Origin of the sequence: Helicobacter mehlei (assembly GCF_003660265.1) — a bacterium.
Classification (GTDB): Bacteria; Campylobacterota; Campylobacteria; order Campylobacterales; family Helicobacteraceae; genus Helicobacter; species Helicobacter mehlei.
On the sequence record NZ_QXQP01000008.1, the window covers coordinates 22292 to 45346 of the forward strand.

Annotated in this window: 21 protein-coding genes and 3 tRNA genes; 7 read left to right on the plus strand and 17 right to left on the minus strand. The window is 45.3% G+C overall.

Annotated features, from left to right (window positions below):
• Positions 1 to 14 precede the first annotated feature (14 nt).
• The 3 genes from EAO36_RS03895 to murJ form a co-directional block, all read right to left on the minus strand.
• Positions 15 to 1037 (minus strand): aliphatic amidase, encoded by a 1023-nt coding sequence (locus EAO36_RS03895; RefSeq protein ID WP_120948362.1) that lies wholly within the window; start codon positions 1035 to 1037, stop codon positions 15 to 17.
• 92 nt (positions 1038 to 1129) lie between these two features.
• On the minus strand, positions 1130 to 2560 hold the full coding sequence (cysS, locus tag EAO36_RS03900; protein WP_120955727.1) for a cysteine--tRNA ligase: 1431 nt from the start codon (positions 2558 to 2560) through the stop codon (positions 1130 to 1132).
• 17 nt (positions 2561 to 2577) lie between these two features.
• Complete coding sequence (gene murJ, locus EAO36_RS03905; protein ID WP_120948398.1) at positions 2578 to 4041, minus strand: murein biosynthesis integral membrane protein MurJ; 1464 nt, start codon at positions 4039 to 4041, stop codon at positions 2578 to 2580.
• A 141-nt stretch (positions 4042 to 4182) separates the two neighbouring features.
• On the opposite strand from murJ, the gene EAO36_RS03910 reads away from it, so the two are divergent.
• Genes EAO36_RS03910 through EAO36_RS03930 form a run of 6 tightly spaced genes read left to right on the plus strand, consistent with a single transcriptional unit; the run spans position 4183 to position 9690 of the window.
• Positions 4183 to 6009, plus strand: a complete 1827-nt coding sequence (locus EAO36_RS03910; protein ID WP_120948364.1) for a DUF342 domain-containing protein — start codon at positions 4183 to 4185, stop codon at positions 6007 to 6009.
• 2 nt (positions 6010 to 6011) lie between these two features.
• Entirely contained in the window at positions 6012 to 6572 is a 561-nt protein-coding gene (ruvA, locus tag EAO36_RS03915; RefSeq protein WP_120948365.1) for a Holliday junction branch migration protein RuvA, read from the plus strand.
• A gap of 5 nt (positions 6573 to 6577) precedes the next feature.
• Complete coding sequence (locus EAO36_RS03920; protein ID WP_120948366.1) at positions 6578 to 7927, plus strand: class II 3-deoxy-7-phosphoheptulonate synthase; 1350 nt, start codon at positions 6578 to 6580, stop codon at positions 7925 to 7927.
• Positions 7928 to 7985: 58 nt separating this feature from the next.
• Positions 7986 to 8120 (plus strand): HP0135 family lipoprotein, encoded by a 135-nt coding sequence (locus EAO36_RS08915; RefSeq protein WP_268877242.1) that lies wholly within the window; start codon positions 7986 to 7988, stop codon positions 8118 to 8120.
• Positions 8121 to 8141: 21 nt separating this feature from the next.
• Entirely contained in the window at positions 8142 to 8861 is a 720-nt protein-coding gene (gene tlyA / locus EAO36_RS03925) for a 23S rRNA (cytidine-2'-O)-methyltransferase TlyA (RefSeq protein WP_120948367.1), read from the plus strand.
• Positions 8830 to 9690, plus strand: a complete 861-nt coding sequence (locus EAO36_RS03930; protein WP_120948368.1) for a bifunctional riboflavin kinase/FAD synthetase — start codon at positions 8830 to 8832, stop codon at positions 9688 to 9690. The genes tlyA and EAO36_RS03930 overlap by 32 nt, the downstream gene beginning before the upstream one ends.
• Before the next feature lie 95 nt (positions 9691 to 9785).
• Here EAO36_RS03930 and EAO36_RS03935 read toward each other — a convergent pair.
• The 12 genes from EAO36_RS03935 to EAO36_RS03990 all read right to left on the minus strand — a co-directional run bounded on the left by EAO36_RS03935 (position 9786) and on the right by EAO36_RS03990 (position 20878).
• A tRNA-Leu gene (locus EAO36_RS03935) sits at positions 9786 to 9872 on the minus strand.
• Positions 9873 to 9906: 34 nt separating this feature from the next.
• Positions 9907 to 9991 (minus strand) — tRNA-Leu (locus EAO36_RS03940).
• A 22-nt stretch (positions 9992 to 10013) separates the two neighbouring features.
• Complete coding sequence (locus EAO36_RS03945) at positions 10014 to 10325, minus strand: F0F1 ATP synthase subunit C (RefSeq protein ID WP_034581476.1); 312 nt, start codon at positions 10323 to 10325, stop codon at positions 10014 to 10016.
• Between the two features lie 87 nt (positions 10326 to 10412).
• A complete protein-coding gene (locus EAO36_RS03950) occupies positions 10413 to 12497 on the minus strand; it encodes a polyribonucleotide nucleotidyltransferase (protein ID WP_120948369.1) in 2085 nt (694 codons plus the stop codon).
• Positions 12498 to 12505: 8 nt separating this feature from the next.
• Positions 12506 to 13180: a phosphoribosyltransferase gene (locus tag EAO36_RS03955; RefSeq protein WP_120948370.1), complete on the minus strand. Its 675-nt coding sequence runs from the start codon at positions 13178 to 13180 to the stop codon at positions 12506 to 12508.
• 1 nt (position 13181) lies between these two features.
• Positions 13182 to 15455: an LPS-assembly protein LptD gene (locus EAO36_RS03960; protein WP_185962995.1), complete on the minus strand. Its 2274-nt coding sequence runs from the start codon at positions 15453 to 15455 to the stop codon at positions 13182 to 13184.
• 3 nt (positions 15456 to 15458) lie between these two features.
• Complete coding sequence (locus EAO36_RS03965) at positions 15459 to 15935, minus strand: RDD family protein (RefSeq protein ID WP_120955728.1); 477 nt, start codon at positions 15933 to 15935, stop codon at positions 15459 to 15461.
• Positions 15922 to 17163: a phosphoribosylamine--glycine ligase gene (gene purD, locus EAO36_RS03970; protein WP_120948373.1), complete on the minus strand. Its 1242-nt coding sequence runs from the start codon at positions 17161 to 17163 to the stop codon at positions 15922 to 15924. The genes EAO36_RS03965 and purD overlap by 14 nt, the downstream gene beginning before the upstream one ends.
• A gap of 223 nt (positions 17164 to 17386) precedes the next feature.
• Positions 17387 to 18148 carry a tRNA pseudouridine(38-40) synthase TruA gene (gene truA / locus EAO36_RS03975; protein WP_120948374.1) on the minus strand — a complete coding sequence of 254 codons (762 nt, stop codon included), beginning with the start codon at positions 18146 to 18148 and terminating at the stop codon, positions 17387 to 17389.
• Entirely contained in the window at positions 18148 to 19188 is a 1041-nt protein-coding gene (locus EAO36_RS03980) for an LptF/LptG family permease (RefSeq protein WP_235852264.1), read from the minus strand. The genes truA and EAO36_RS03980 overlap by 1 nt, the downstream gene beginning before the upstream one ends.
• Before the next feature lie 23 nt (positions 19189 to 19211).
• Positions 19212 to 19844: a protein-L-isoaspartate(D-aspartate) O-methyltransferase gene (locus tag EAO36_RS03985; protein WP_120948376.1), complete on the minus strand. Its 633-nt coding sequence runs from the start codon at positions 19842 to 19844 to the stop codon at positions 19212 to 19214.
• Positions 19844 to 20878, minus strand: a complete 1035-nt coding sequence (locus EAO36_RS03990) for a ribonucleotide-diphosphate reductase subunit beta (protein ID WP_120948377.1) — start codon at positions 20876 to 20878, stop codon at positions 19844 to 19846. Before EAO36_RS03990 ends, EAO36_RS03985 begins: the two co-directional genes overlap by 1 nt.
• A 117-nt stretch (positions 20879 to 20995) precedes the next feature.
• Here EAO36_RS03990 and EAO36_RS03995 point away from each other — a divergent pair.
• Positions 20996 to 21080: transfer RNA gene (locus EAO36_RS03995), tRNA-Leu, on the plus strand.
• Here the strand turns inward: EAO36_RS03995 and EAO36_RS04000 are convergent.
• Both EAO36_RS04000 and galE read right to left on the minus strand, forming a co-directional pair.
• Complete coding sequence (locus tag EAO36_RS04000; protein WP_120948378.1) at positions 21081 to 21896, minus strand: SDR family NAD(P)-dependent oxidoreductase; 816 nt, start codon at positions 21894 to 21896, stop codon at positions 21081 to 21083.
• Positions 21889 to 22998 carry a UDP-glucose 4-epimerase GalE gene (gene galE / locus EAO36_RS04005; RefSeq protein ID WP_120955729.1) on the minus strand — a complete coding sequence of 370 codons (1110 nt, stop codon included), beginning with the start codon at positions 22996 to 22998 and terminating at the stop codon, positions 21889 to 21891. The genes EAO36_RS04000 and galE overlap by 8 nt, the downstream gene beginning before the upstream one ends.
• Positions 22999 to 23055 lie beyond the last annotated feature (57 nt).

Sequence of the window (23055 nt, forward strand, 5' to 3'; positions counted from 1 at the left end):
CAAGAAAAGCCTAATTAGTCCTTATGGGGCAAATCATAGACTGGGCAAGCGGCCACACCCACGCTTGAGCGGGTGAATTTTTCTACATTTTCTTGAGCCTTTTTGGGATCATTGACCCAAGTTTTATAGAACTCAAAAGGGCATTCCACCACACCCTTATTGCCATCACCACTAGCAAAAACCCCGCTATAACCGCGGTGCAAGAGTTTAAAGAGTTGGTTTTGACTCTGATCGTACTTTCTAGCATCGCGGATTTGGTGCACAGAGAGTTGGGCGTATTGGAGTCCATTTTCCTCTTCTCCGCATTCGCCCAGAGTGCGCCCATCAAAACCGATGATGCTAGAGTGCCCAAAATAAGAATACACCCCATCAAAACCGGTCGCGTTTGCCACAGCCACATAACACTGATTAGCCCACGCCATCGCTTTGACCATTGTAATTTGCTGTTCTTTAGCCGGATACATGTAGCCCTGACAGCGCACGATGAGCTCGGCCCCTCTCATCGCACAATCGCGCCAAATCTCCGGATAGTTGCCATCATCACAGATAATCAAAGAAACCTTCAAGCCCTTAGGTCCCTCTACCACATAGGTTTTATCCCCCGGATACCAGCATTCAATAGGACACCAAGGCAAAATCTTGCGGTATTTTTGCACGATCTCGCCCTTGTCATTGATGAGGATCAAGGTGTTATAGGGGTTTTTCTTAGGATCTTCGTGTTTTTCCCCCGTCAAAGAAAACACGCCCCAAACTTTATTTTTCTTACAAGCTTCAGAAAAAATAGCACTCTCTTCCCCCGGAACACTCGCCGCAGTGTCAAACATCTCTTGTTTGTCGTACATAATCCCATGCGTGCTGTATTCGGGGAAAATAATTAGGTCTAGTCCGGGCAAACCTTGTTTGACCCCATGGATCACCTTGGCGATGTTGTGGCAATTCTCTAGTACCTGTGCCTTGGTGTGCAACCTGGGCATCTTATAATTGACCACCGCCACGCCTACAGTATCGGGGCTACTGCTAATATCTCCGTGTCTCATGCAATCTCCTTAGATTTAAATTAAATTAGAGCTTGGCACTCCGAGGGCGCACTCTACACCCCAATCTTAAATGATCTATTAATAAAAAATAATTACCATAACTTCTCCCAAGTTGTGCCCCCCACTTGATCCATCAATAAAATGCCCTGCGTGGCTAGCTCCTCTCTTATGCGATCGGCTAGGGCAAAATTTTTAGCTTGTTTGGCTTGCAAGCGCAACTGGATTTGCGTCTCAATATAGGTTTTAAGTGCCCCATCTACGCCCAGTTGGAAATAAAGCGTGGGGTCTTTGCCCCCTAATCCTAAAAGTGTTTCTACAAAGGCTAAATCTTGCAAAATTTCTTGGGCTTTTTGTTTTTTAATGGTCTTGAGCGCATTGTCCAAGCTTTCATTTAAAAGGCGTAGGTGTTCCTCCAGCACACTTAGAGCCTTAGAAATATTCAAATCATCTTGCATGCACTCTAAGAGGGCGTTGGCAAAGGGACTATGGGCATTATTTAGACTAGGTTGTGCCAACTCTAGAGCACGTTTCTTGAGGCGATAAAGCTTGTCTAGGCGTTTTTTATGCACAAGCAAATCCTCTTCGTTGAAGTGCAAAATCGCGCGGTAATGCGTGCCTAAGAGGTAATTACGCAAAATCTCCCCATCATAGACCTTGAGCGCGTCCTTGATGTAAAAACTATTGCCTAGACTCTTACTCATCTTTTGCCCCGAGATATTGACAAAACCATTGTGCATCCAATACTTGGCCAATTCTTGATCAAAGGCACAACGGGTTTGGCTCGCCTCGTTTTCATGGTGGGGGAAAAATAAGTCCGACCCACCCCCGTGGATGTCAATTTGATAGGGCTGTTGGCTGTAAGCCAAATTGGCAAAGATCATCGCCGAGCATTCAATATGCCAGCCGGGCCGCCCTTTGCCAACCGCGCTTTCATAGCCCACATCGGAGTCGCCCTTGTAAGCTTTCCACAGCGCAAAGTCCTTTTCATGGCGTTTATGGGGGTTATCCTCAATGCGGCTTAAGCTCTCTTGATCCAAACTATGTGCGCTCAAAGCCCCATAATGCGAATCGCGCGTGGTGTCTAAATAGATGTCCCCATTGCTGGTTTTGTAGGCACAACCCTTGTCCAAGAGGGTTTGGATCATCAGGGCCATGCTTTCTAAATGCTGGCTAGCCCGAGGCTCTAAATGGGCGCGTTGCACACCCAAAGCCTGCATGTCCTCTAAATAGCTAGCAATAAAATACTCGCTGAGGGTTTTGATATTGGTTTGTTCTTGGCGGGCTTTGTGGATAATCTTATCATCAATGTCGGTAAAATTTTTGACAATCTGCACGCCATATCCGCTAAGCTCTAGGGTGCGTTTGAGCAGATCAAAGGCGATAGCACTTCTAGCATGCCCTAAGTGAGAATAATCATAGACTGTAGGCCCACAGATGTAAATCTTAACCAAATCGGGCTGGATAGGCTCTAGAGGCACTTTTTGTTGCTGGTGGCTATCATAAATGTAGTAAGTGGGTTTCATGTTTTACCTTTGGATCGTTAAAATAGGAGTTGGAGGGCATCTTGTGTGTGCCAAGCCTCCAAGCACCACAGAAATAAGAGTAATGCTAGAGTTTCTAGGGCTAAAAAGCTGGCTAATTTTAAAAGAGCTTTGGGCGTGATCATGCCCAAAAAGCGCTTAAATCCAAAAGCCTTAATGTTTAAAAAGCAGAGCAAAAAGCCCGCTAGGGAGCTAGAGAGGGCTAGACCGCTAGCCTGCAAATAGGGCATTAAGCTTAAAGAACAAATAGTCCCAAAGATCAGAGAGTAGAGGGAGATTTTGGCGGCTTTGAGTTGCTGGTGGTGTGCGTAGAGCCAAAGTGAAAAGATTTTGGCTAGCCCAAAGGGCAAGAGACCCACCAAATACATTCTAAAAACTGCAGCACTTTGAATCACATCTTGAGCCCCAAATTGCCCACGCTCAAAGAGTAGGGAAATGATCAGCGGGCTTAAGAGCAATCCCCCTAAAGTGCAGAGCAAGAGCATAGCGGTTAAAAAATATAAAGCTTGTTGGAGGTGCTGGATGGCTACATCTTGTTGGGCGTTTTTAATGGCTTTGGCGATGGTGGGGAATAGGGCGGTGGAAATGGCAATGGCAAAGAGAGCTAGGGGGAGTTGGAAAACGCGGTTGGCATAGTAAAGATAGGAAATGCTACCAGTTGCCAAAAAAGAGGCTAAGAGCGTGTCAATAAAAGAGGAAATTTGGCTAGCCGAGTTGCCCAGCACGCTGGGGAAAAATTGCTTGAAAAAGCCCTTGAGATCGCCCTTAAGAGTGGCTTTTTTGCGCGCTTGGCTGGGATTTTTAAAACACAAGTAAATTTGCTCCAAGCCAACCCTAAAGAGTTTGCCAAAACCCAAGACATAGAGGGGGTAAAAATGCACCACCACCTGCCCTATCCCCCCAATCAGCACGCCATAGCTCAAATAATAGACCACTTCTAGCAAGTCTTTATCTTTGCCTAGCAAAAGTGCGGCAATCATGCCCAAATTAAGCAAGATGGTTTGGTATGCGCTCACAAAAAAGTGGTTTTTATATTGCAATAACGCCCCAAAAAAGGTGGCTAGAAAGACCAAGAGCAGGTAATAAAAATTGATCGCCACGATGTTTTGGGCTAGGGTAATGGTGCGTGCATCAAAACCATAGGCTAAAAGTTTGGTGAAAAAGGGCGCATACAAACTCACAAGTAAGGAAAAAAGCATTAAGAGCGCGCTAAAGATCACAAGCACGCTCACACTAAAAGCCCCCTTGTGCTTGCTGGCTATAAAGGCGGGCAAAAAGCTTTGGGTAAAAGCCCCCTCGGCAAAGATTCGCCTAAAAAGGTTGGGGAATTTAAACGCTACAAAGAAAATATCGCTATACAACCCGCTCCCCAAGATGGACGCACTCAATAAATCGCGCACAAATCCGGCAATGCGTGAGCACAAAATCCCCGAGCTGGTGGTCAAAAAGAATTTTTTAAGCAAAAGCACTCCGCTAATTTAATTTGGGGCAACCCTTGATTTGATTAATTACACTTTTAAGAGAATTATACTACAATCGCACACCATAATTGGCGGGATCAAGAGTAACATGAGTAACATAGCGATTTAAGCTAAGGGATTAATTTGGCGGGCGAGTTTTATTCTAAAGTGGTTGAAAATTGTGGGGACATCCAAGCAGAGCTGGAGAAAGTGGCTCAGGCTTATGATTTAGATGTTCATGATTTATGGTTCGATCTCTTAAAAGTGCATACTTTAGTGCGCTTTGAGGCGAAAGCTGAATACAAAGTTTTGGGGGGGGAGAATGCCAAACAAATTGATGATGATGTCTTTTTTGAAAATACTAGGTTAAGCGTAATCCAACGCTACGATATTTGTATTAAAAAAAGACTGTTCCGTTACTTTTTGGATTTGGAGGTTTCTGAGGAGAATGACAAACTCTTTGTTGTCTTTGAGAACCCCTGTTTGATTGTGAATAATGAGGGACTTTTTGATGAAATTTGCGACTACATCGAATCTTGGATGGCCCTCAATAAGATCATATTGCGCCAAATGAGTGCCCAGCACACGGCTTTTAAAAAAGAATTAGCCGATTATGCTACCCAAGACAAACAGCCCGGCACGATTTTACTTAAAAGTGCGCGTTATACTCCTAACAAGCCCGGTCTTCTGTGTTTTATCCTCAAAGAGAATTGGGAACGCAAAAATCAAGAAGAAGCCCCCCTCAATGCTATTTATGGCGCAGGAGAAGGCGAGGTTGTGCTAGAGTATATCAAGCCCGCTCAAGGTGTGAGCGGACGGGACCTCAAAGGGCAGATCGTCGTGGTCAAAGAGCAAGAGATTACCCCCTTTGCGCTGGAATATAGCAACGAAGCCTTTGATGTCCAAGATTTGCCCACCAAAGTGGTCTATTCCTCCAAAATTGCCCAATATGTGGCTTTGGTCGATGACAAACTCAAGAGTTTTACTAAAAACACCTACACCGAGATGAAAAGCACGGGCATGCCCATGTTTTTGGGGGGTGTAGAAAAAGGCCCTTCGCTCCATATTACCGCTAAAAATGAGATTGATAATGCCATCGAAACCAATTTGCGGGTGGAGGCTAAGGAGATTTTTATCAAGGGGAATGTGGGTAAAAATGTCAATTTAGTCGCTCAAAAGGTGGTGATCGAGGGGCAGTTACACGCGGATAGCAGTGTCGAGGCCGATGAGATCACGATCACCAATAATAAGGGTCTGTGCAAAGGCAAAAATGTGCAGTGCAAATATGCTGATAGAGGGACGATCATCGCCCAAAATTGCCAAATAGAGGCCAGTAGTGGTAGCCAAATCTTTGCCAAAGAGATTAACTTAAAACAGGTTAAATCTAACAATGCCTTTTATTTTTCCTCTCTTTGCTCGTTAGAAAATGTGGAAGGGAATGAGAATAAATTTTGTTTTTCAGCCTTTGCTGAACCAGAGAGCAAGCAGATTTTAGAGGAGACCAAAGAGTCGATGGTGATCTACAAAGAAAAGGCACAAAAAGTCATGGCGCAATACCAAAAGCTCAATATTTTTGTGCAAAAGCACCAACCCACTATCGATAAGATCCGGAACGCTGATGTCGCTACGCGCAAAGCCCTCATTGAGGAGGAGTCCATCAAACGGATTTACTACGATTTTATGGACTGCTTAAAAAGAGTTAAAATTTTGCACCTCTACATCTTAAAGATCCAAGACCTTAACCATAAGTTTTTAGATCAGTTGGTGCAAATTGAGGCGGGTATGAAGCAAGCCAAGTTGCATATTGATAGCCCTTGGACGGCTTTTAACACAATTAGTTGCATCAAAACTTACAGCGGGAGAAACCAAAGTATTTTGACCGAAAGTGGCGAGATGACGGATTTTCTCTTAGATGAAGAGGGCGACCGACTGGTAAGGGTCAATAGCCGCCAGCACATCAACAAGTTTTAGCTATGATTGCAGGTTTGGTTGGTAAGGTGTCCTCGCTCGCCCCCACTTTTGTGGAGCTAGAGGTGCAGGGCGTGATCTATGGGGTGCATATCAGTTTGCAAACTAGCCAGCAACTCCAAGAGAATCAAGAAGTGTTTTTACACACCACGCCTATTTTTCGCGAAGATGCACATTGGCTCTTTGGCTTTGCCCAACGCTCTGAGCAAGAAATTTTCCAACGCCTCATCAAAATTAGCGGGGTGGGGCCCAAAGTAGCCCTAGCCATTCTTTCGACTTACGACCCCCTAGAATTTGAAGCCTTGATCCAAGCTAAGGATTTAAAGGCTTTGCAAAAGGTCCCCAGCGTGGGCACAAAACTAGCAGGCAAGATCATGCTCGATCTAGCCGGCTATTTTGTAGAAAACCAACCTAGTCATGCCCCTAGCGCACCTTTAATACAGGCGGTGTTGGCTTTAGAGAGTTTGGGCTTTAAAAAGGGCGAGGCACTAAAAGTGTGCGCCTCCTTGCCTGCTGATTTGAGCACGAGCGAGCGCATCAAGCAAGCCCTCAAGCAACTCAAGTAGATCCTATGCAATGGCAAGTTGATAGTTGGCGCAAATTCCCCATTTTGCAACAACCCACCTATAAAGACTTACAAGCCCTCAAGCAAGTCGAGCAAACCCTCAGAAGCTACCCGCCTCTAGTCTTTGCTAAAGAAATCCGTTCCTTGCAAAGTGCGCTTAAAGAAGCTGGCTGTGGGCGGGCGTTTTTATTGCAAGGGGGGGATTGTGCTGAGAGTTTTAGCAGTTTTAGTGCTGATGGGATTCGCGATCTTTTTAAAATCATCTTGCAAATGAGCGTGGTTTTGGCATTTGGGGGGGGGTGTCCGGTGATTAAGGTAGGACGCGTAGCCGGGCAATTTGCCAAACCTAGAAGCCAAGAGAGCGAGACCATCGGGGGTCAAGAAGTCCCCATTTATCGGGGAGATATGATCAATGGGGTGGATTTGGAGGAGCGAGAAGCCGATGCAACCCGCTTGCTTAGAGCCTACCATCAAAGCGCAGCCACTTTAAACCTCTTGCGCGCCTTTGCTAAGGGGGGGCTAGCCGACTTGGCCGAAGTGCAACGCTGGAATTTGGATTTTGTGAAAAATAACGACTTTGGGCAAAAATACGCTAGCTTGGCGATGCAGATTACCCATGCCCTAGAATTTATGCAAGCTTGTGGGGTTAGCGATGTGCCTACTTTGAGGGAAACCGATTTTTACACCAGCCATGAGGCGTTGTTGCTCAACTATGAAGAGCCCTTAATTCGCCAAGATAGCTTGAGTGGAGGTTGGTATAGTTGCTCGGCACACATGCTTTGGATTGGGGAGCGCACAAGAGGTTTAGATCAAGCCCATGTGGAGTTTTTAAGGGGGGTGGGCAATCCCATCGGGGTTAAGATTGGTCCTAAGACCACTTTAGATCAGATGTTGGGTTTGTGTGAAGTGCTCAATCCGCAAAACCAAATGGGGCGTTTGAGTTTCATTGTGCGCATGGGGGCTAGTGCCCTCCCCCAAGTCTTCCCCCCCTTGTTAGAGGGTGTTTTAAAAGCCCAAAAAGAAGTGGTGTGGGTGTGTGATCCCATGCATGGCAACACGATTAAAACCGCTCAGGGGATTAAAACCCGTTGCTTTGAGGACATTCTCCAAGAGGTTAAGAGCTTTTTTGAGATTCACCAAGAGCATGGTAGCTGTGTTGGTGGGATTCATTTAGAGATGACGGGTCAAAATGTAACAGAATGCGTGGGGGGCTCGCAGGGCTTGAGCGAGGAAGGGTTGCAAAACCACTACTACACCCAATGTGACCCACGCTTGAATGCCACCCAAGCCCTAGAACTGGCTTTTTTACTCGCCCAAATGCTTAAAACTCGTGTGGTGCGCTCCCGCGCATTTTAGGGGTTTTTAACATTACTAGCTTTATAATATCCCCTATTCCCAAACCAAAGGATTGCAGATGAGACTGTGGCTGTTAGCTGGGGTGGTTGTGTTCTTTTTTGCCGCCTGTTCAGAGAGCAGGAGTCAGATTTTAGAGGATGAAAAGGACTACACGCCTTCAGAAAAAACTATCTGGCAACCCGAACAAAAATAAGAGGGGGTTTAAGGGGGCTCTTTGCGTTTAGATCAGTATTTGGTGTCTAAGGGCTTGTGTAATAGCCGCCAAAAGGCACAGGAGTTGATCTTGGAGGGGGGTGTGCGGGTGGCTGGACGCATTTTAAACAAGCCTAGTTTGGAGATCAAGGGGAATCTTCTTTTTGCATTGGAGCAAGATTTAAATCTATCCAAACGCATTTTTGTGAGCCGTGCGGGCAAGAAACTTTGGGCATACTTGGAGCACAATCCTCTAGGTTGTGCTAATAAGGTGATCTTAGATGTGGGATCGAGTGCGGGTGGATTTGCCCAAGTTCTATTGGAAAAGGGTGCGCAAAGGGTGGTGTGCGTAGATGTGGGGAGCAACCAGCTTGATCCTGTCCTCAGAGAGCACCCCCAAATTGAGTTGCACGAACATTGCGATATCCGTTGCTTTAAAACCCAAGAGACTTACGACCTGATCACTTGTGATGTGAGTTTTATTTCCTTGAGCCTAATTTTAAAAAGCCTAATCCCCTTGAGCCGTGCTTATTTATTGCTCTTTAAACCCCAGTTTGAGGTGGGCAGACAAGCTAAACGTAATAAAAAGGGCGTGGTGCTCAATACTGGGGTCACCGCCCAGCGTTTAAAAGCCTTCATTGGTGAGGCACAAGCACTAGGGCTTAGGGTGCAGCACATGCAATTATCCCCCATCAAGGGCAAAGAGGGCAATGCAGAAACTTTTATCTATTTCACACGCTAATATCACCAGTTTAGCGATTGGCAAATTTGATGGCGTGCATGTGGCACACCAGCGGCTATTAAAACGCCTAAGCCCCCCAGCAGGTGTCTTAGTGGTCGCCAGTCAAGAGCCCCAAAAAGTTTTGACCTCTTTGTCTCAACGGGCTTGCTTGCTCCAACAATATGCCCAAGAGGTGTTTTTTTTGCCCCTAGAGCGCGCGCGCGCCTTAGCCCCACAAGATTTTACCCAGCTTTTGGAACAAAAATTCCCTCACTTGCAAAAAATTATCGTGGGCTATGATTTTAAATTTGGCAAAGATCGCATAGGCGATGTCCATACATTGCACTCCCTTTTAAGCCCACACATCACCCTAGAGATCACTCCCGAGATTAAAATTAAGGGCATCTCTTTGCATTCTTACCACATCAAGGAGTGTATCAAACGTGGGGAGGTGGCTCTAGCGCATAAATTCTTGGGACGACCCTTTGTGATTGAGGGTCCAGTGGTGATGGGGCAACAACTCGGGCATAAAAAACTTTACGCTACCCTTAATTTGGCTCTTGAGCCTACGGAGCTCTTGCCTAGTTTTGGGGTGTATGCCACGCGCGTGGAATTTTCCCATGCGTGTTTTTGGGGGGTGAGTTTTTTGGGACACCGCTTGAGCACAGATGGCAAACTCGCCCTAGAAACCCATGTCTTGGATGCACAAATCCCCACCACGCCACACCATTTGCGCGTGATTTTTGTCAAAAAAATCCGCAACAACACCTTTTTTAAAGATTTGGAGAGCTTGAAACACCAAATTAGTTTGGATATGCTAAAGGCTAAGAGTATCTTAAAGTTGCAGTGAAACATGGCACACCTAAGTGATTCTAAAGAGTCTAGCGTGCGGGTTACCTGCCCTCTGCTTCTATGAGCTGGGTATGACTAGAAATCAAGCGAATATGGTACCAAAAGTCGGACTCGAACCGACACGGGGTCGCCCCCACCAGATTTTGAGTCTAGCGTGTCTACCAATTCCACCATTTTGGCACAAAAAACAAGGAACCAAGCCTTGCAACTTTTATGGTGCACTGGGCGAGACTTGAACTCGCACGAGTCGCCTCACCACCCCCTCAAGATGGCGTGTCTACCAATTCCACCACCAGTGCCCTACCCCCCCTCCCTTTCTGATTAAGCTAAGAACGGATTACTGTAAATCGCAATGATCGCAAAGACCAAAGTATAAATGACCTGTGCTTCAATCATCGCCATCGCAATGAACATGGTTGTCAAGAGCTTACCGCCCACGCCCGGATTACGCGCCGTGCCTGTGATGGCAGCTGCTGCGGCATTTCCCATACCAATGGCACCCCCGCAAGCAGCCACCCCCAAGCCCACGACAGCCCCCACGACAGAGTAGGACTTAATCATATCCACTCCGCTAAAATCTGCCCCAAAGGCCAGTCCTGCCATCGCACAAAAGAAAAGCACAAAAAACTTCATCACCAACTCCGATTTATTATTTTCCGTTATTCCAAGTTGTTCTTAGAAAAGGTGATTATCGCATGCTTAAGCTTAATTTTCAAGCCTTTAAGCCAAATCTAGGTCTATTTTATAGGTTTGGGCGTGGATTTTGATAATTTTGCAAGTAACCCCGCTCTCCTTGTGGAGAAAATCCGCACTAAGACCCCTTTGCTCCCAGCAACTCTTGTGTAACAAGCTCTCCCCTCCTCTGGGCAAGCGCACAAAAGCCCCAAAATCCACGATCTTTTTGACCTCTACCTCTACGATCTCGCCAACATAGTAGGGTGGGCTCTGTGGGCTCTCTTGTTGCACCAAGTCTAATATGAAATGTTTAGCCCCTAAAATACCCTCTGCATGCGTGCCCCGGATTTGGATTTGCCCGCTGGTTTTGTCTAAATCTATCTGTACTTGGAAGCGTTCGATGATCTCTTTGATTGTTTTGCCTGAAGGCCCGATCACCAAAGCGATTTTTTTAGGCGTGATGCTAAAGCTTTGTAAAGTGGGCAAGATTTGGGTATTTAACACAATGGACTCTCTAGCCTCTTGCATGCGATCCAAAATGGCAGAGCGTGCACTCTTAGCCTGCTCTAAAATCTCTTGGAGCCAATCTAGGCGGATACCTTGTAATTTAGTGTCCATCTGCATAGCAACAATCCCCTCTAAGCTCCCAGCAATTTTAAAGTCCATATCCCCATGCATGTCCTCTAGGGCACTAATGTCGCTCAAGATCACATGTTCATTGCCCTCTAAAATCAAGCCCATCGCCACGCCCGCAACAAGGGCATGCACGCCAACCCCGCTGGCACACAAAGCCAAAGACCCCCCGCACACACTCGCCATTGAGCTAGACCCGTTGGACTCTAGGATTTCAGAAACTAGCCGAATGGTTTGGTTTTTGTCCATAATGCTACTCTCTAGGGCGCGTTTGGCTAAGTTGCCATGCCCTAATTCGCGGCGGCTGGGCGCACCCAGCGGAGTTGCCTCCCCCACGCTAAAGGGGGGAAAATTATAATGGAACATGAATTTTTCTTTAGTGAGTGCTTTGTCATCTAAATGTTCGCGGATTTTGGCATCTCCTTCTAAGCCTAGTGTGCAAGTTACTAAAGCTTGGGTGTGCCCACGGGTAAAAAGTGCACTCCCATGGCAATTAGGTAGAATATTGGTTTCAATGTTAATGGGGCGGATGGTGTCTAGATCGCGTCCATCGGGGCGCTTGTGTTGCTCTAAAATCTGACTCCTAATGATTTGGGCCACATAGCTATTCAGGGCATTTTGAATCTCTTCGAAAACATAGCCATGCCCTTTTTGTTCTAAATCTAAAGCGATCTCATAGGTGAGCATGGCAAGTTCGGCATGCCGCTCGCTTTTAGCCATTTGGGCAGTGATTTCTAAAACTTGGAGATGAAAATGCTCCTGGATTAGGGCTTGTAATGCCTTGTCTTCTTTGGGCGCAAAACTTAGGGGCATGGTGGGGGGTTTTCTAAAGGGTTCAAAGTTTTGGGTGTATTTTTGGCAACTCTCTTGAATGCGTTGGTGGGCGCATGAAAGCACCTCTAAGAGCTGATCTTCTGGAAGGGAGTGGAGGTGTTGCCCGCATGCTTGCATTTCAATCATCAACAACGCCTCCACACTCCCGCAGACATACAAATCTAGAGTGCTCTCTTTCATAGCTGACACGCTGGGGTTAAAGATATAGTTATTAGCAATTTTACCCACACGCAGGGCACAAAGGGGGGTGTTGATGCCAATGTTAGCCAAATAAAGCGCATTGCTAGCCGCATTGAGCGCGCACACTTGCAAATCGCTTTGTTGATCGTGACTGAGTACTAAAAGGGTGATTTGGGTGGGGTAGGCGTAAGTTTTGGGAAAAAGGGGACGCAAGGAGCGATCGATGATGCGTGAAGTGAGAGTTTCAAATTCGCTCATCTTGCCCTCGCGTTTGCTAAAGCCCCCCGGGAAACGCCCAATGGCATAGGATCTTTGGCTATATTGCACACTTAGGGGTAAAAAATCCGTTGTAGCAGGGGTTTTATCCACCACCACAGCAGCTAAAATGACCGTCCCTTGATGCTTATACCACAGGGAGCTGGTGGCTTGGCGGGCAGTATAATCTGTTTTAAATTCTTCATTTCCAATTTGGATTGTGGGCATGGTTCTCCTTAGTTAATATTTTTCATTGAAGTGTTTAAAATATCTTCGATTTCTTTTTGTGTGATGCCAATGGGGGTTTTGTAGTAATGTTCGATCGAAACAAAATATTCGGGCCGATAGACGCTCACCACACCATCGCAAAGGGTTGCCAAACGCTCGGCAACATCTTTAGAGACAATGGGCGTTAAGACATAAATATTTTTAGATAATTTAGCTGTGCAGGTTTGAATCGCCAAATTAGCCGTAATGCCTGTTTCAATGCCATGATCGACAATGAAGACACTTTTATTCCCCAAAGATTTGATCGTATTGCCTTTTCTAAATTTGTAAATCCTAGATAAAATCTCTTCCTCATAGACTCGTTTAGCCTCGCCATAGACATAATCTAGGGTGATCTCGAAGGAATTGATGAGGTTTTCATTCATGATGATGTCCATGCTCTCGCTCACCAAAGCGATCTCACACTCTCTATTAAGTGGGGCATAAATAGGTGCGCTAAAGAGAAAATCTAGGGCTGTGCCTAATTTTTGGGAGAGCACATGGGCAAACTTGAGCCCGTTTAAGCTAGTGGCTAATACAATGGCATTTTTGGTGTCTAAGTGGCGAATCATCACTTCATTCACCAGTTGCAATAGAGCATCTTCTTGATTAGCAAACATAAAATCATCGACTAAATTTCCCATGTTACCTCTTGAGTTGCCGGTAGGTGATGTTGGTTTTTGTGATGGGGGAGAAGTCTAGGGTCAGCTTGATATAGTTGTTTTCATAGACACGCAAGGGATCATTAGGATTACTGGTTAAAACGGGTCTTCTTTGATTGACAAACTCCAAGCCCACCCCAAAACAACGAATCTTTTTGAAGAGCCCAATGCGCCAATTCAAAATCACATTGTTTTCAATGTCATACCCCACAGATGCATTTAGGGCAAACCATCTAAAATCATTGCTCAAGCCTGCCTTTAAATAGTTGGAAGTGTTTTGGACGATTTTGTTAATCCCATTGTCATTAAAATTTTTTTTCACATAGTAAGAGATGTTAGCACTCAAAAACTTACGGGTGTAGTTTGCGTTGATAGACACCTCATCGACGCTATTATAATACCACGAATAAAACAAAGTCCCGTAAATATCCAAGCCTTTTAAAGGCGAAAAGCCGATTTTGGTTTCCATCGGAGTGCGTGCAATCGAAATTTGATCATCAAAATCAAGGGACTGTGAGATGCGCCAATACAAGAGTTCCTGCCCACCCAAGCCATAGAGGTATTGTGTGAGATTCAAATAAAGTTGCTTGCTGGAGGGGTTACGCGCCACAATACTAGAGGGATTCCACACCGCATCGTAAATTTGTCCGCGGTAGTCATAATCGCTGAGGGTGTGCCCAGAGGCGGTGGCGACAAAGTTATTGCTAGCCTGCGCGCTCAAAACATACATTTGATTATTAAATAGCCCATCAGTATAGGTGTAGTAAGCCCCGCTGAGTATTGCTTGTAGCTGGATGGTGTGTAAAAACTTGTTGTATTCTCTGGCTAGATCGGTGTTCAGATAGAGTGCATAGCCACTTGAAAAATAATTCCCAAATTCTCTAGATACACCCTCAATATGGGGGACATAGCTATGTTTGGTGTTCATGATTGCCACATTCCCCATACTGACATTATTCCACAAGCCTACAGATAAGTATTTTTTAAATAAGGAGAATTGCACTCCTAAGGGCACAGAGATCGAATTTTGCACATACCCATAGCCCACCTGACGCACGATATTATTGAATTGGTAATCCAGGGAGTAAAGGAGATGTTTCCAACCCAAGGGGGCTAAATACTTGTGGTATTGCAAATTGGGTAAAGATTGGAAGGTGGTGTTATTATTGATCTTGTTAAGGTTTAAAAAGTATTTGAGATAAAAGCCGTAAAAGTGATTATTGGTTTGGACATAGTAGTTCCCACGGGACATGTGAGTCGCATCCGTGATGCGTTTATTGACCTTTTCAAAACGCACATAGTCCAGATCATTCATGTAAAGAAAATCCAAATAAAAGGCGTTGTCTAAGGGGTGGTGCAACTTAAAATACTTTTGTAAAGTTTGGCGGCTAGCATTCATAGCTTCAAACCCAAAGACATTTTGGTTTCTGAGATCGTAAAGCCTAGTGTATTTATCGTAGTTGTAAAAATAACGCATGTTGAATAAAAACTTATCTTGGTGGGAATTGATCACTCTGGCTTGGAAGTTGATTCCCAAGCCCCTTTTAGATCGAATCTGGGGGGTGAAAGTCATATCCCACGAATCTTTGGGCGCAACATAAACAGGCTGTAAATAAATAAAGCCGGCTAAATTGGAAGTCCCAAACTCGGGGTATAAAAGCCCGCTAGCACGCTTGGTGCTTGTGGAAACAAAAACATAGGGCAGATAAAGGACCGGAATGTTCCCCAGATAGATTTTTGAATTCCACAGCGATAAATGCGATTTGGTTGAATTAAAATGCCCCGAAGAGGCCCGGACATGCCAAATGGGGTTATCAATGCTACACCCGGAGGTGGTGAGATTTTTAATATGGTATTTGTCATTGTCGGCATGGGCAATGTCGGCACTAATCCAAATTCCGGTAACACTATCTTGTACGTAGAAAGGAAAAATGAGCTCGTATTTTTCATCCAGCCTGATTTTCACATGCTCGCTTTGCACCAAGAGCCCCTCACCCCGATACACGCGCACATGCCCTTCTAAAGTAGCTTCTTTTTTTTTGGTGTCATACACTACTTGATCGGCTAGGATATAGACATCGTAGTTGAGTAAAATCGCATGCCCGCTAGCCGTCACAACATTGTTCTTGGCTTCAACATGGTCGGCCATGAGTTCAAAAATCTTGTGGTTTTTCTTATCAAATTTTTGCACAGCCACTTGTTGCTTACTCTGTGCCAAGACCCACAGCAATACCAGAAAAAGAAAAAAGCGCAACACCACTCATCTAGTCACAATAACAAGGGTTTTGGCATGTTTATCATGGAAAATCCGCCCAAATTTATCTTTGGAAAAAAGGGCAATGGGGTAGAACAAGAACAACTCTTTGAACAACCAACGCTTCAATCTTGCACTCAAGGGGGGTTTATCCCAAGTTCTCAAGGCGACTACACGCAAATGGAACACAAATTTGCCAATGGTCGTACCCAAAAAGCCCATCAAGAGCATCTCATAAAGCCCATGCACCACCACGCATAAAAGTAAAAAACGCAAGGATAAATAAGACTCCAGCAACTGCCCTAAGTGCAACGCAGATAACCAACGCATGTTCAAATCCCATGCCAAAAACCCCACCCATAATAAATCCACCAGAAACGCTCCCACCCTCCAGCCAAAGGGTGCAATCACCAAATGCTCTTTATAGAGCACCTCTTCTATTTTTTGCTCATCCATGGTGATATGCCCATTAAAGTGCGCCAATATCCTCTCTAAATTGCATGCCTTCAAACTGCACTTTTTTAACCAAACCATAGGCATGGTTTTTAGCCTCTGTGAGAGATTTGCCCTTGCCTACACACACGCACACCCGCCCCCCAGAGACCACAAACAAGCCATTTTCTTGAGCGATCCTGCCTAGATCCAAATGCCCGGTTTTTTCATCAAAGGGATCGATGTAAATGCTCTGCCCTTGTGAAATTTTGTAGGGGTAATCTTTAGAGGCTAACACCACACCTAGGGAGTGTTGGTGGTGCAACTCCAAGTGCAAATTTTGTAAAGTGCCCGCAATGGTGGCTTCGCACAAATCTAAAAGAGGGGTTTTGAGCAAGGGTAACAATACACTGCACTCTGGATCGCCAAAACGTACATGGCACTTTAACAAATAAGGCTCTAATTGCCCCTCTGTTGGCACCACCATGATTTCTACAAACAACACACCCACAAAGGGCGTGCCCTGTCTGACCATCTCATCTAAAATGGGTGCAACAATGGTGGAGGCAATTTTTTGCCTGAATGCCTCATCGCAAAAATGAGTGGGGGCAAAGGCTCCCATCCCGCCCGTGCGGGGTCCATCGCCCGAGAGTTGTTTATAATTTTGGCATGGAGGCAATAATAAAAAATCTTGGTGGTGTGCCAAAGCCAAGATCGAGAGCTCAAAGCCCTCCAAAAAATGTTCCACCACAACTCTCGAGTGTTTTTCTTGCACAAAAAAGCGTTCTAAGGCTAGCTGGGCTTCTGGAGCGTTTTTAGCAATGACCATATTTTGGATTAAGTCATCTGGCCCAATTACAAGGGGAAAGTCACAGCTTTGCACCTGTTCTCTGGCTATGTTGTAGTCCTGTGCAATAAAAAAGGGAGAAGTGGGGATATTTAAATTCAAGGCTAAATTCTTGGTAAAACTCTTAGAGGCCTCTAGGATACTGGCTTTTTGACTAGGCCCAAAAACTTTAATTTCTGCTTGAATCAGTGCATCGCTCAGTCCCTCTATTAAAGGTTCTTGAGGTCCAATCACCACCAAGTCAATATGTTTATCTGTAGCAAAACGGATAATTTGAGTGTGATCTTCTAGTGCCACATTTTCGCCAATGCTCTGTGTACCCCCATTGCCCGGAGAAAAATAAATATCGCCTATACGGGCATCTTCTCTAAACTTGCGCCCCAAAGCATACTCTCTAGCACCACCCCCAATGATTAGAATCTTCTTTTTCATTCAGTCCCTATTTTATCAATCCACCCAAACGACCGTTACTATTCTTGCGTAGTTCAAAGAAGCTACAATCTAGGCTAAGAGGGTTCTCTTAGGTGGCAGATTCTACCAAAGAAAATACCAAATCACACAAAAACCACTACAATTAGCCTAATCTAATGAATAAAAGAACTTGCCAATGTTAGAAACACGCATCGCCCAGGCATCTTTACAATGCTAGAGTCCATTATAATTGAAATTTGCTTAAGCTTTCGCCATAAGAAACACGGCTCAAAATAAGACCCTCTGGAGCTAGGGGCATATGGTAGATATGCCTTTTAAGCCCAATTTGATCGCCTAAATCTAATAAGCTCATTTTGCCCAAACTACACGCCAAAGCTGCCCCCACCATCAAACGTACCTGTGCCCTTAAAAAGGCATTAGCCTCCACAACCACCACGACACAGGGTAAATTACAGATCGTATAGCCATAACAATATACCTTGTAAATTGTGCGGATCGTGCTTTTAGGATCGCTACCTTGTTTGCAAAAATACCCAAAATCATGCGTGCCCACAAATAAATCTAGGGCTTTTTGCAAATCATGCAAGCTCCCATGCGGGTGGGGGGCGATGTAGCGGGCCAAAAAGGGGTTAAGCACTTTGGGGGCTAGGACATAGCGGTAAGCTCTTTTGGATGCCCAAAATCTAGGGTGGAAATCCAGCGGGGCGGGGGTGATGGCTTTACAGACAATGTGGGGGGCAAGTTTAGCGGGCAAATAATGGGCTAATTTGGCACAATCTATAGGCAAGTGCGTAGCGAAGGAGATCACTTGGTGGCTGGCATGCACGCCCTTATCGGTGCGCCCCGCAGCTAGAATGGGGCTAGCAATCCCCAAGCTTAAAAGGGCTTGTTCTAGCTTGCCCTCCACACTTGGCAAGCCCTCTTGTTTGGCAAACCCACAAAAGGCACTGCCATCATAGGCGAGCACCACTTTAAAGCGTTGCATCAATAAAAACGCACAATCATGCGTCTATAGAGCGCATACGAACCTAGTAACCACACAAGGGGCAAAATAGCAACAAAAATCAAGGGGGCATCTTGGCTAATGACATGCATGCACAAAAAATAAATCCCCACAGCCAAGAGCACATAAATATAAGAAAGGTTTTTAGAAAAACGGGGGTTGGCAATCCCAAAAGTGAGGATAAGAAAAATGCTGGCTAGGGGGAAGAGCGCGACTAAAATGGCTTGGGTAAAACGCCTTTTTTGGTTTTTGTTTGCATCTTTGCCAAAAGCACTTTTCCAGTAGCCAATGTAATCATGGGAGTGCAAAAAAACTGGATTTTTGTTGCTAGAAGAGGCGATTCTATTTTTTAAGGCGAGCTGGCCAAACTGGACCTTGCGCAATTGATCTTTTTGGGCAAAATAGGCATTCCCGTGTTCGAGTTGGAGTTCAAATACACCTTGTTGGTTTTTGATCTGCCCTTGTTTGGCAATGATAAAACTCTCTAGGGCTAACCCTTTGTGTGAAAATAAAATCACATCATTAAAGAGATTCCCTTGATTGCTCCCAATATAAACCAGCCAATCGCCCAATTTCTGCCCAAATTCGCCCGGGTGGATATTCACATCGATCTTTTCTTTTTTGGACTGAATAAAGGAGTAATACGCGCTCTTAGAAGCGGGAACCAAAATTAAAGAGAAGACGAGCAAAACCAAGCTCACAAACACACACAAAGGTAGAAAGGCTTTCACCAAACTTTTAGGTGAGATACCCAAAGAAAAAAAGACCAAGAGTTCGTGGTCATAGGAGAGTCGTGCTAATCCAATGGCACACGCCCCAAAAAAGGTAATGGGGATGATGAAAAAGATCGTCCCGGGCAAGGAGTAGATGTAAAGTTGCACCAAATCCAAAAAACTCAATTTCACCACGAGAGTTACACTGGCAATGCCAATAAGCATCACAATAGAGGCGATGAAAAAGAGCACCAAAAAGAAAGAGAAAAACACTTGTGAGATGGCATAAAACATATAGGATTTAGCCATCTGCACTAAACACTCCTTGCGGGCTAAAGCCCCCGCTCAATCCCATCTAGAATGGGCACGAATAAGCAACGATCCAGCACCTGATCCACTACCAAAACCCCACCTTTTTTAATAAAACGGGTGATCTTTTGGGCTTGGTTGTCCAAAATGGGAGCCACTAAAATACCCCCTTCTTCAAGTTGATCGTTCAGTGCCGGGGGGATGCTACGCGTGCAGGCAGAAAATAAAATGCGATCATAGGGTCCATACTCACTCCAGCCTAGTTGCCCATCTCCTAGCTTGGTGTGGATATTGGTTGCTCCTAGTTTTCTAAAACGTTTCTTAGCCTCCACCAAGAGCTTTTCAATGCGCTCAATGCTAAAGACTCGCCTAAAGAGTTTGGAGAGCACCATCGCCTGATACCCGCTCCCACACCCAATTTCTAAGACACTATCAGCCCCTTGAGGCTTTAAAAATTGGGTCATCTTAGCCACGGTTAGAGGAGAGCTGATGAATTGATCGGCTCCCATTGGTAAGGCATCCAAACTATAGGCTAATTGCTTAGAGGGGACAAATTCCTCGCGATTGATCGCGCAAATGGCATTCTTGATGGACTCCTCTAGGCTAAAATGTTGGGCAATCGCCTCACACATGTGTGCGTTCTTAATTTGGAACACTAAAACCCTTCAAAACTCAAGCTACCCTTAGAGTAATTGCTCACTCTAGCTTCAAAGAAGTTCGATCGGTGGCTATTAAAATTAGCAAACTGATCCACCCATTTGAGGGGATTTTTGGTGTGATAAAGTTTAGGCAAACCCACAACGGCCAAGCGTGTATCTGCCAAGTATTCGATATATGCCCTAAGTGCCCTAGGGTTGAGATCCAAAATCTCGCCTTGTGTGATATACGCTCCCCAAGCACTCTCCAAATCCACCGCCTCTTTAAACATGGCGACCACCTCTTCAATGAGATCGGGGCTAAACAAATCTGGACGCTCTTTTCTCAAAGAATTGATCATGTTTTGGAATAAGCTCAAATGTGTAACCTCATCTCTTTGGATAAAGCGGATCATCTGTGCTGAGCCTAGCATTTTGCCCCCTCTAGCGAGCGCATAAAAAAAGCTAAACCCGCTGTAAAAATAAATGCCCTCTAAAATTTGGTTGGCAAACAAGACTTTTAACAAATTGCGTTCGGTGTGCGCATGTGCCAAATCCATATAAACTTGCGCCACACAGTCATTTTTATTTTTCAACGCCTCATCGGTGCGCCACATTTCATAAATCTCATCACTATTAGCACTAATGCTCTCCACCATGACCGCATAGCTATGGCTGTGCAACGCCTCTTCAAAGGCTTGGCGTACCAAGCATAAATTGATCTCTGGGCTGGTGATAAAGGGATTAACATTGTCAATTAAATTATTTGTCTGCAAGCTATCCATGAAAATAAGCTGGGCTAGTGCGCGATCGTAGCCGATTTTTTCTTGCTGGGTGAGCTTCAAGTAGTGGTTTTTATCCCCGTGCATGCTCACTTCTTCAGGAAACCAAGTATTGGTCAGCATCGTTTTCCAAAGCTTGGTAGCCCATGGGTATTTGATTTGGTTGAGATCAAACATGCTAGTGGGGTTGCCTCCAAAGATTTGGCGATCCTGTGCTCGCTCTGTGGAGTGGGGGTTATAGATTTTTTTACGGTCCAAGGTCTGTTTTTTCATAGATGCCTCTTATCATAATTTGGAGGAGCGATCATACTTTAAAGTAGCTGATCCCTACATAAATGGATTTTTTCAGTGATTTTTAAACTTGCGGGGGTAGAATAGTGGTTTTTATAAGCGGAAGTGGCGAAATTGGTAGACGCACCAGACTTAGGATCTGACGCCGCAAGGCGTGGAGGTTCGATTCCTCTCTTCCGCACCATCACCCTAAAATCTTTTGGCGCACCACCCAATCATAAAGTCTATCAGGCAAGCATTTTTTAGCCCACACCAATAAATGGGCGTGTTTGCCCACCAAATAACGCGTTTTGGGGCGGGGGGCTTGCAAGGCTTGCAAAATGCATGTGGCGATCACTTGGGGTTTTGTAGCCCTCTGGTAGGTTTGCTTGTAAAAGGTACTGGCTTTTTGGCACTCCACATCATAAGGGCTTTTAGGATCGGGGGTATAGGCGTTCAGCGTGCCCTGATCCCATTTGGTCTCAATCGCCCCGGGCTCAATGAGCACCACCTGCACCCCAAAAGGGATGAGCTCGGCGCGCAAACAATCGCTATAGGCCTCTAGGGCGTATTTGCTGGCATGGTACCAGCCTAAAAAAAGCGTGGTGGATCGCCCTGCACTGGAGGCAACATTGATGATCTTAGGGCTAAGATGGGCATTTTGGCGCAAGGTGGGCAAGAATAAAGAAGTGAGTTGGGCGATGCTAAACAAATTGACTTGAAAAAGAGCTTTGGCTTGCTCTAGGCTATGTTCCTCTAAACTCCCCAACAAACCATAACCGGCATTGTTAATCAACACACTAATTTGGGAGTCTTGATCCAAAATCTTTTGGACCACTTGCCTAACCTGCGCCTCATCACTCAAATCACAATCCAAGCGCACACAATTAGGGTGTTGCAACACCTCTAGGGTGCTCACCCGTCTAGAGATCGCATAGAGTTTATAACCTTTTTCTAGCAATAATAAGGCACATTGCAACCCAATCCCGCTACTCGCCCCGGTCAGCACCACGCTAGCCATGTTGCCTGCCCAAATATTGTTCCCATTCATAGGCACTAGAAACAATGTTTTTTAGGTCATCAAACTGGGGCTTAAAGCCAACCTCTAAGATTTTGGCATTGTCGGCAATCAAAGAGCTTGGATCGCCCACACGCCTAGGCGCGATTTGCACTTTGAAATCCACCCCGGAAACTTCCTTAACTTGCTTGATCACCTCCAGCACGCTATAACCCCGACCATAGCCCACATTGTAGATCGCATTTTTGTGGGTGTCTAGCAAAGTATTAAAAGCCTGCAAATGGGCGAGGGCGAGATCATCAATGTGGATAAAATCGCGGATACAAGTCCCATCGGGTGTGGGGTAGTCATTCCCAAAAATCTGCATAGAGGGGCGTTTGTGGGTGGCGCATTCACAAGCAACCTTGATCAAGTGGGTCGCATTTTGGGCGCGTTGCCCCAAACCAAAGGGGGTTGTGTAGTCATTAAAATGAGTCGCCCCCGCCACATTGAAATAGCGCAAAATCGCACATGAAAAATCCTCTGCTAGGCTGGTATCTAATAAAATGCGCTCCGCCATCATTTTAGAAGCACCATACGGATTGATAGGCTTTAGGGGAGCTTGCTCATTCACGGGATAATCGCTGGGTTCATAAACGGCCGCACTGGAGGAAAAAAGCAAGTGTTTGATGCCATGTTGGGTGCAAAGTTTGGCGAGTTTGAGGGTGTTGAGCGTGTTGTTTTCATAATAGCTCAATGGCATGCGCGTGGATTCTTCCACGCTGATTTTAGCTGCAAAGTGCAACACGCCTAAGATGGGGTACTTAGCTAAAAGCTGGCTTAGAGCTGGGCTATCTTGCAAATCTAGATGCACAAACTCCACCCGATTGGAGGCGTAATTTTGCGTAATTTTGCGTAATTTTGCGTAATTTTGCGTAATTTTGCGTAATTTTGCGTAATTTTGCGTAATTTTGCGTAATTTTGCGTAATTTTGCAAACTTTGCAAATGGATGTCAAACCCCGTACTCAAATTATCCACAATGAGCAGAGAATAGGGCGTGTACTCCAAAAACCAACGCGCTACACTCGAACCAATATACCCGCAAGCCCCAGTAAAAAGCAACATAGCAACCCCTAAAACATGACAATTTAACCCGATATTATCTAAAATCCACTAAAATAA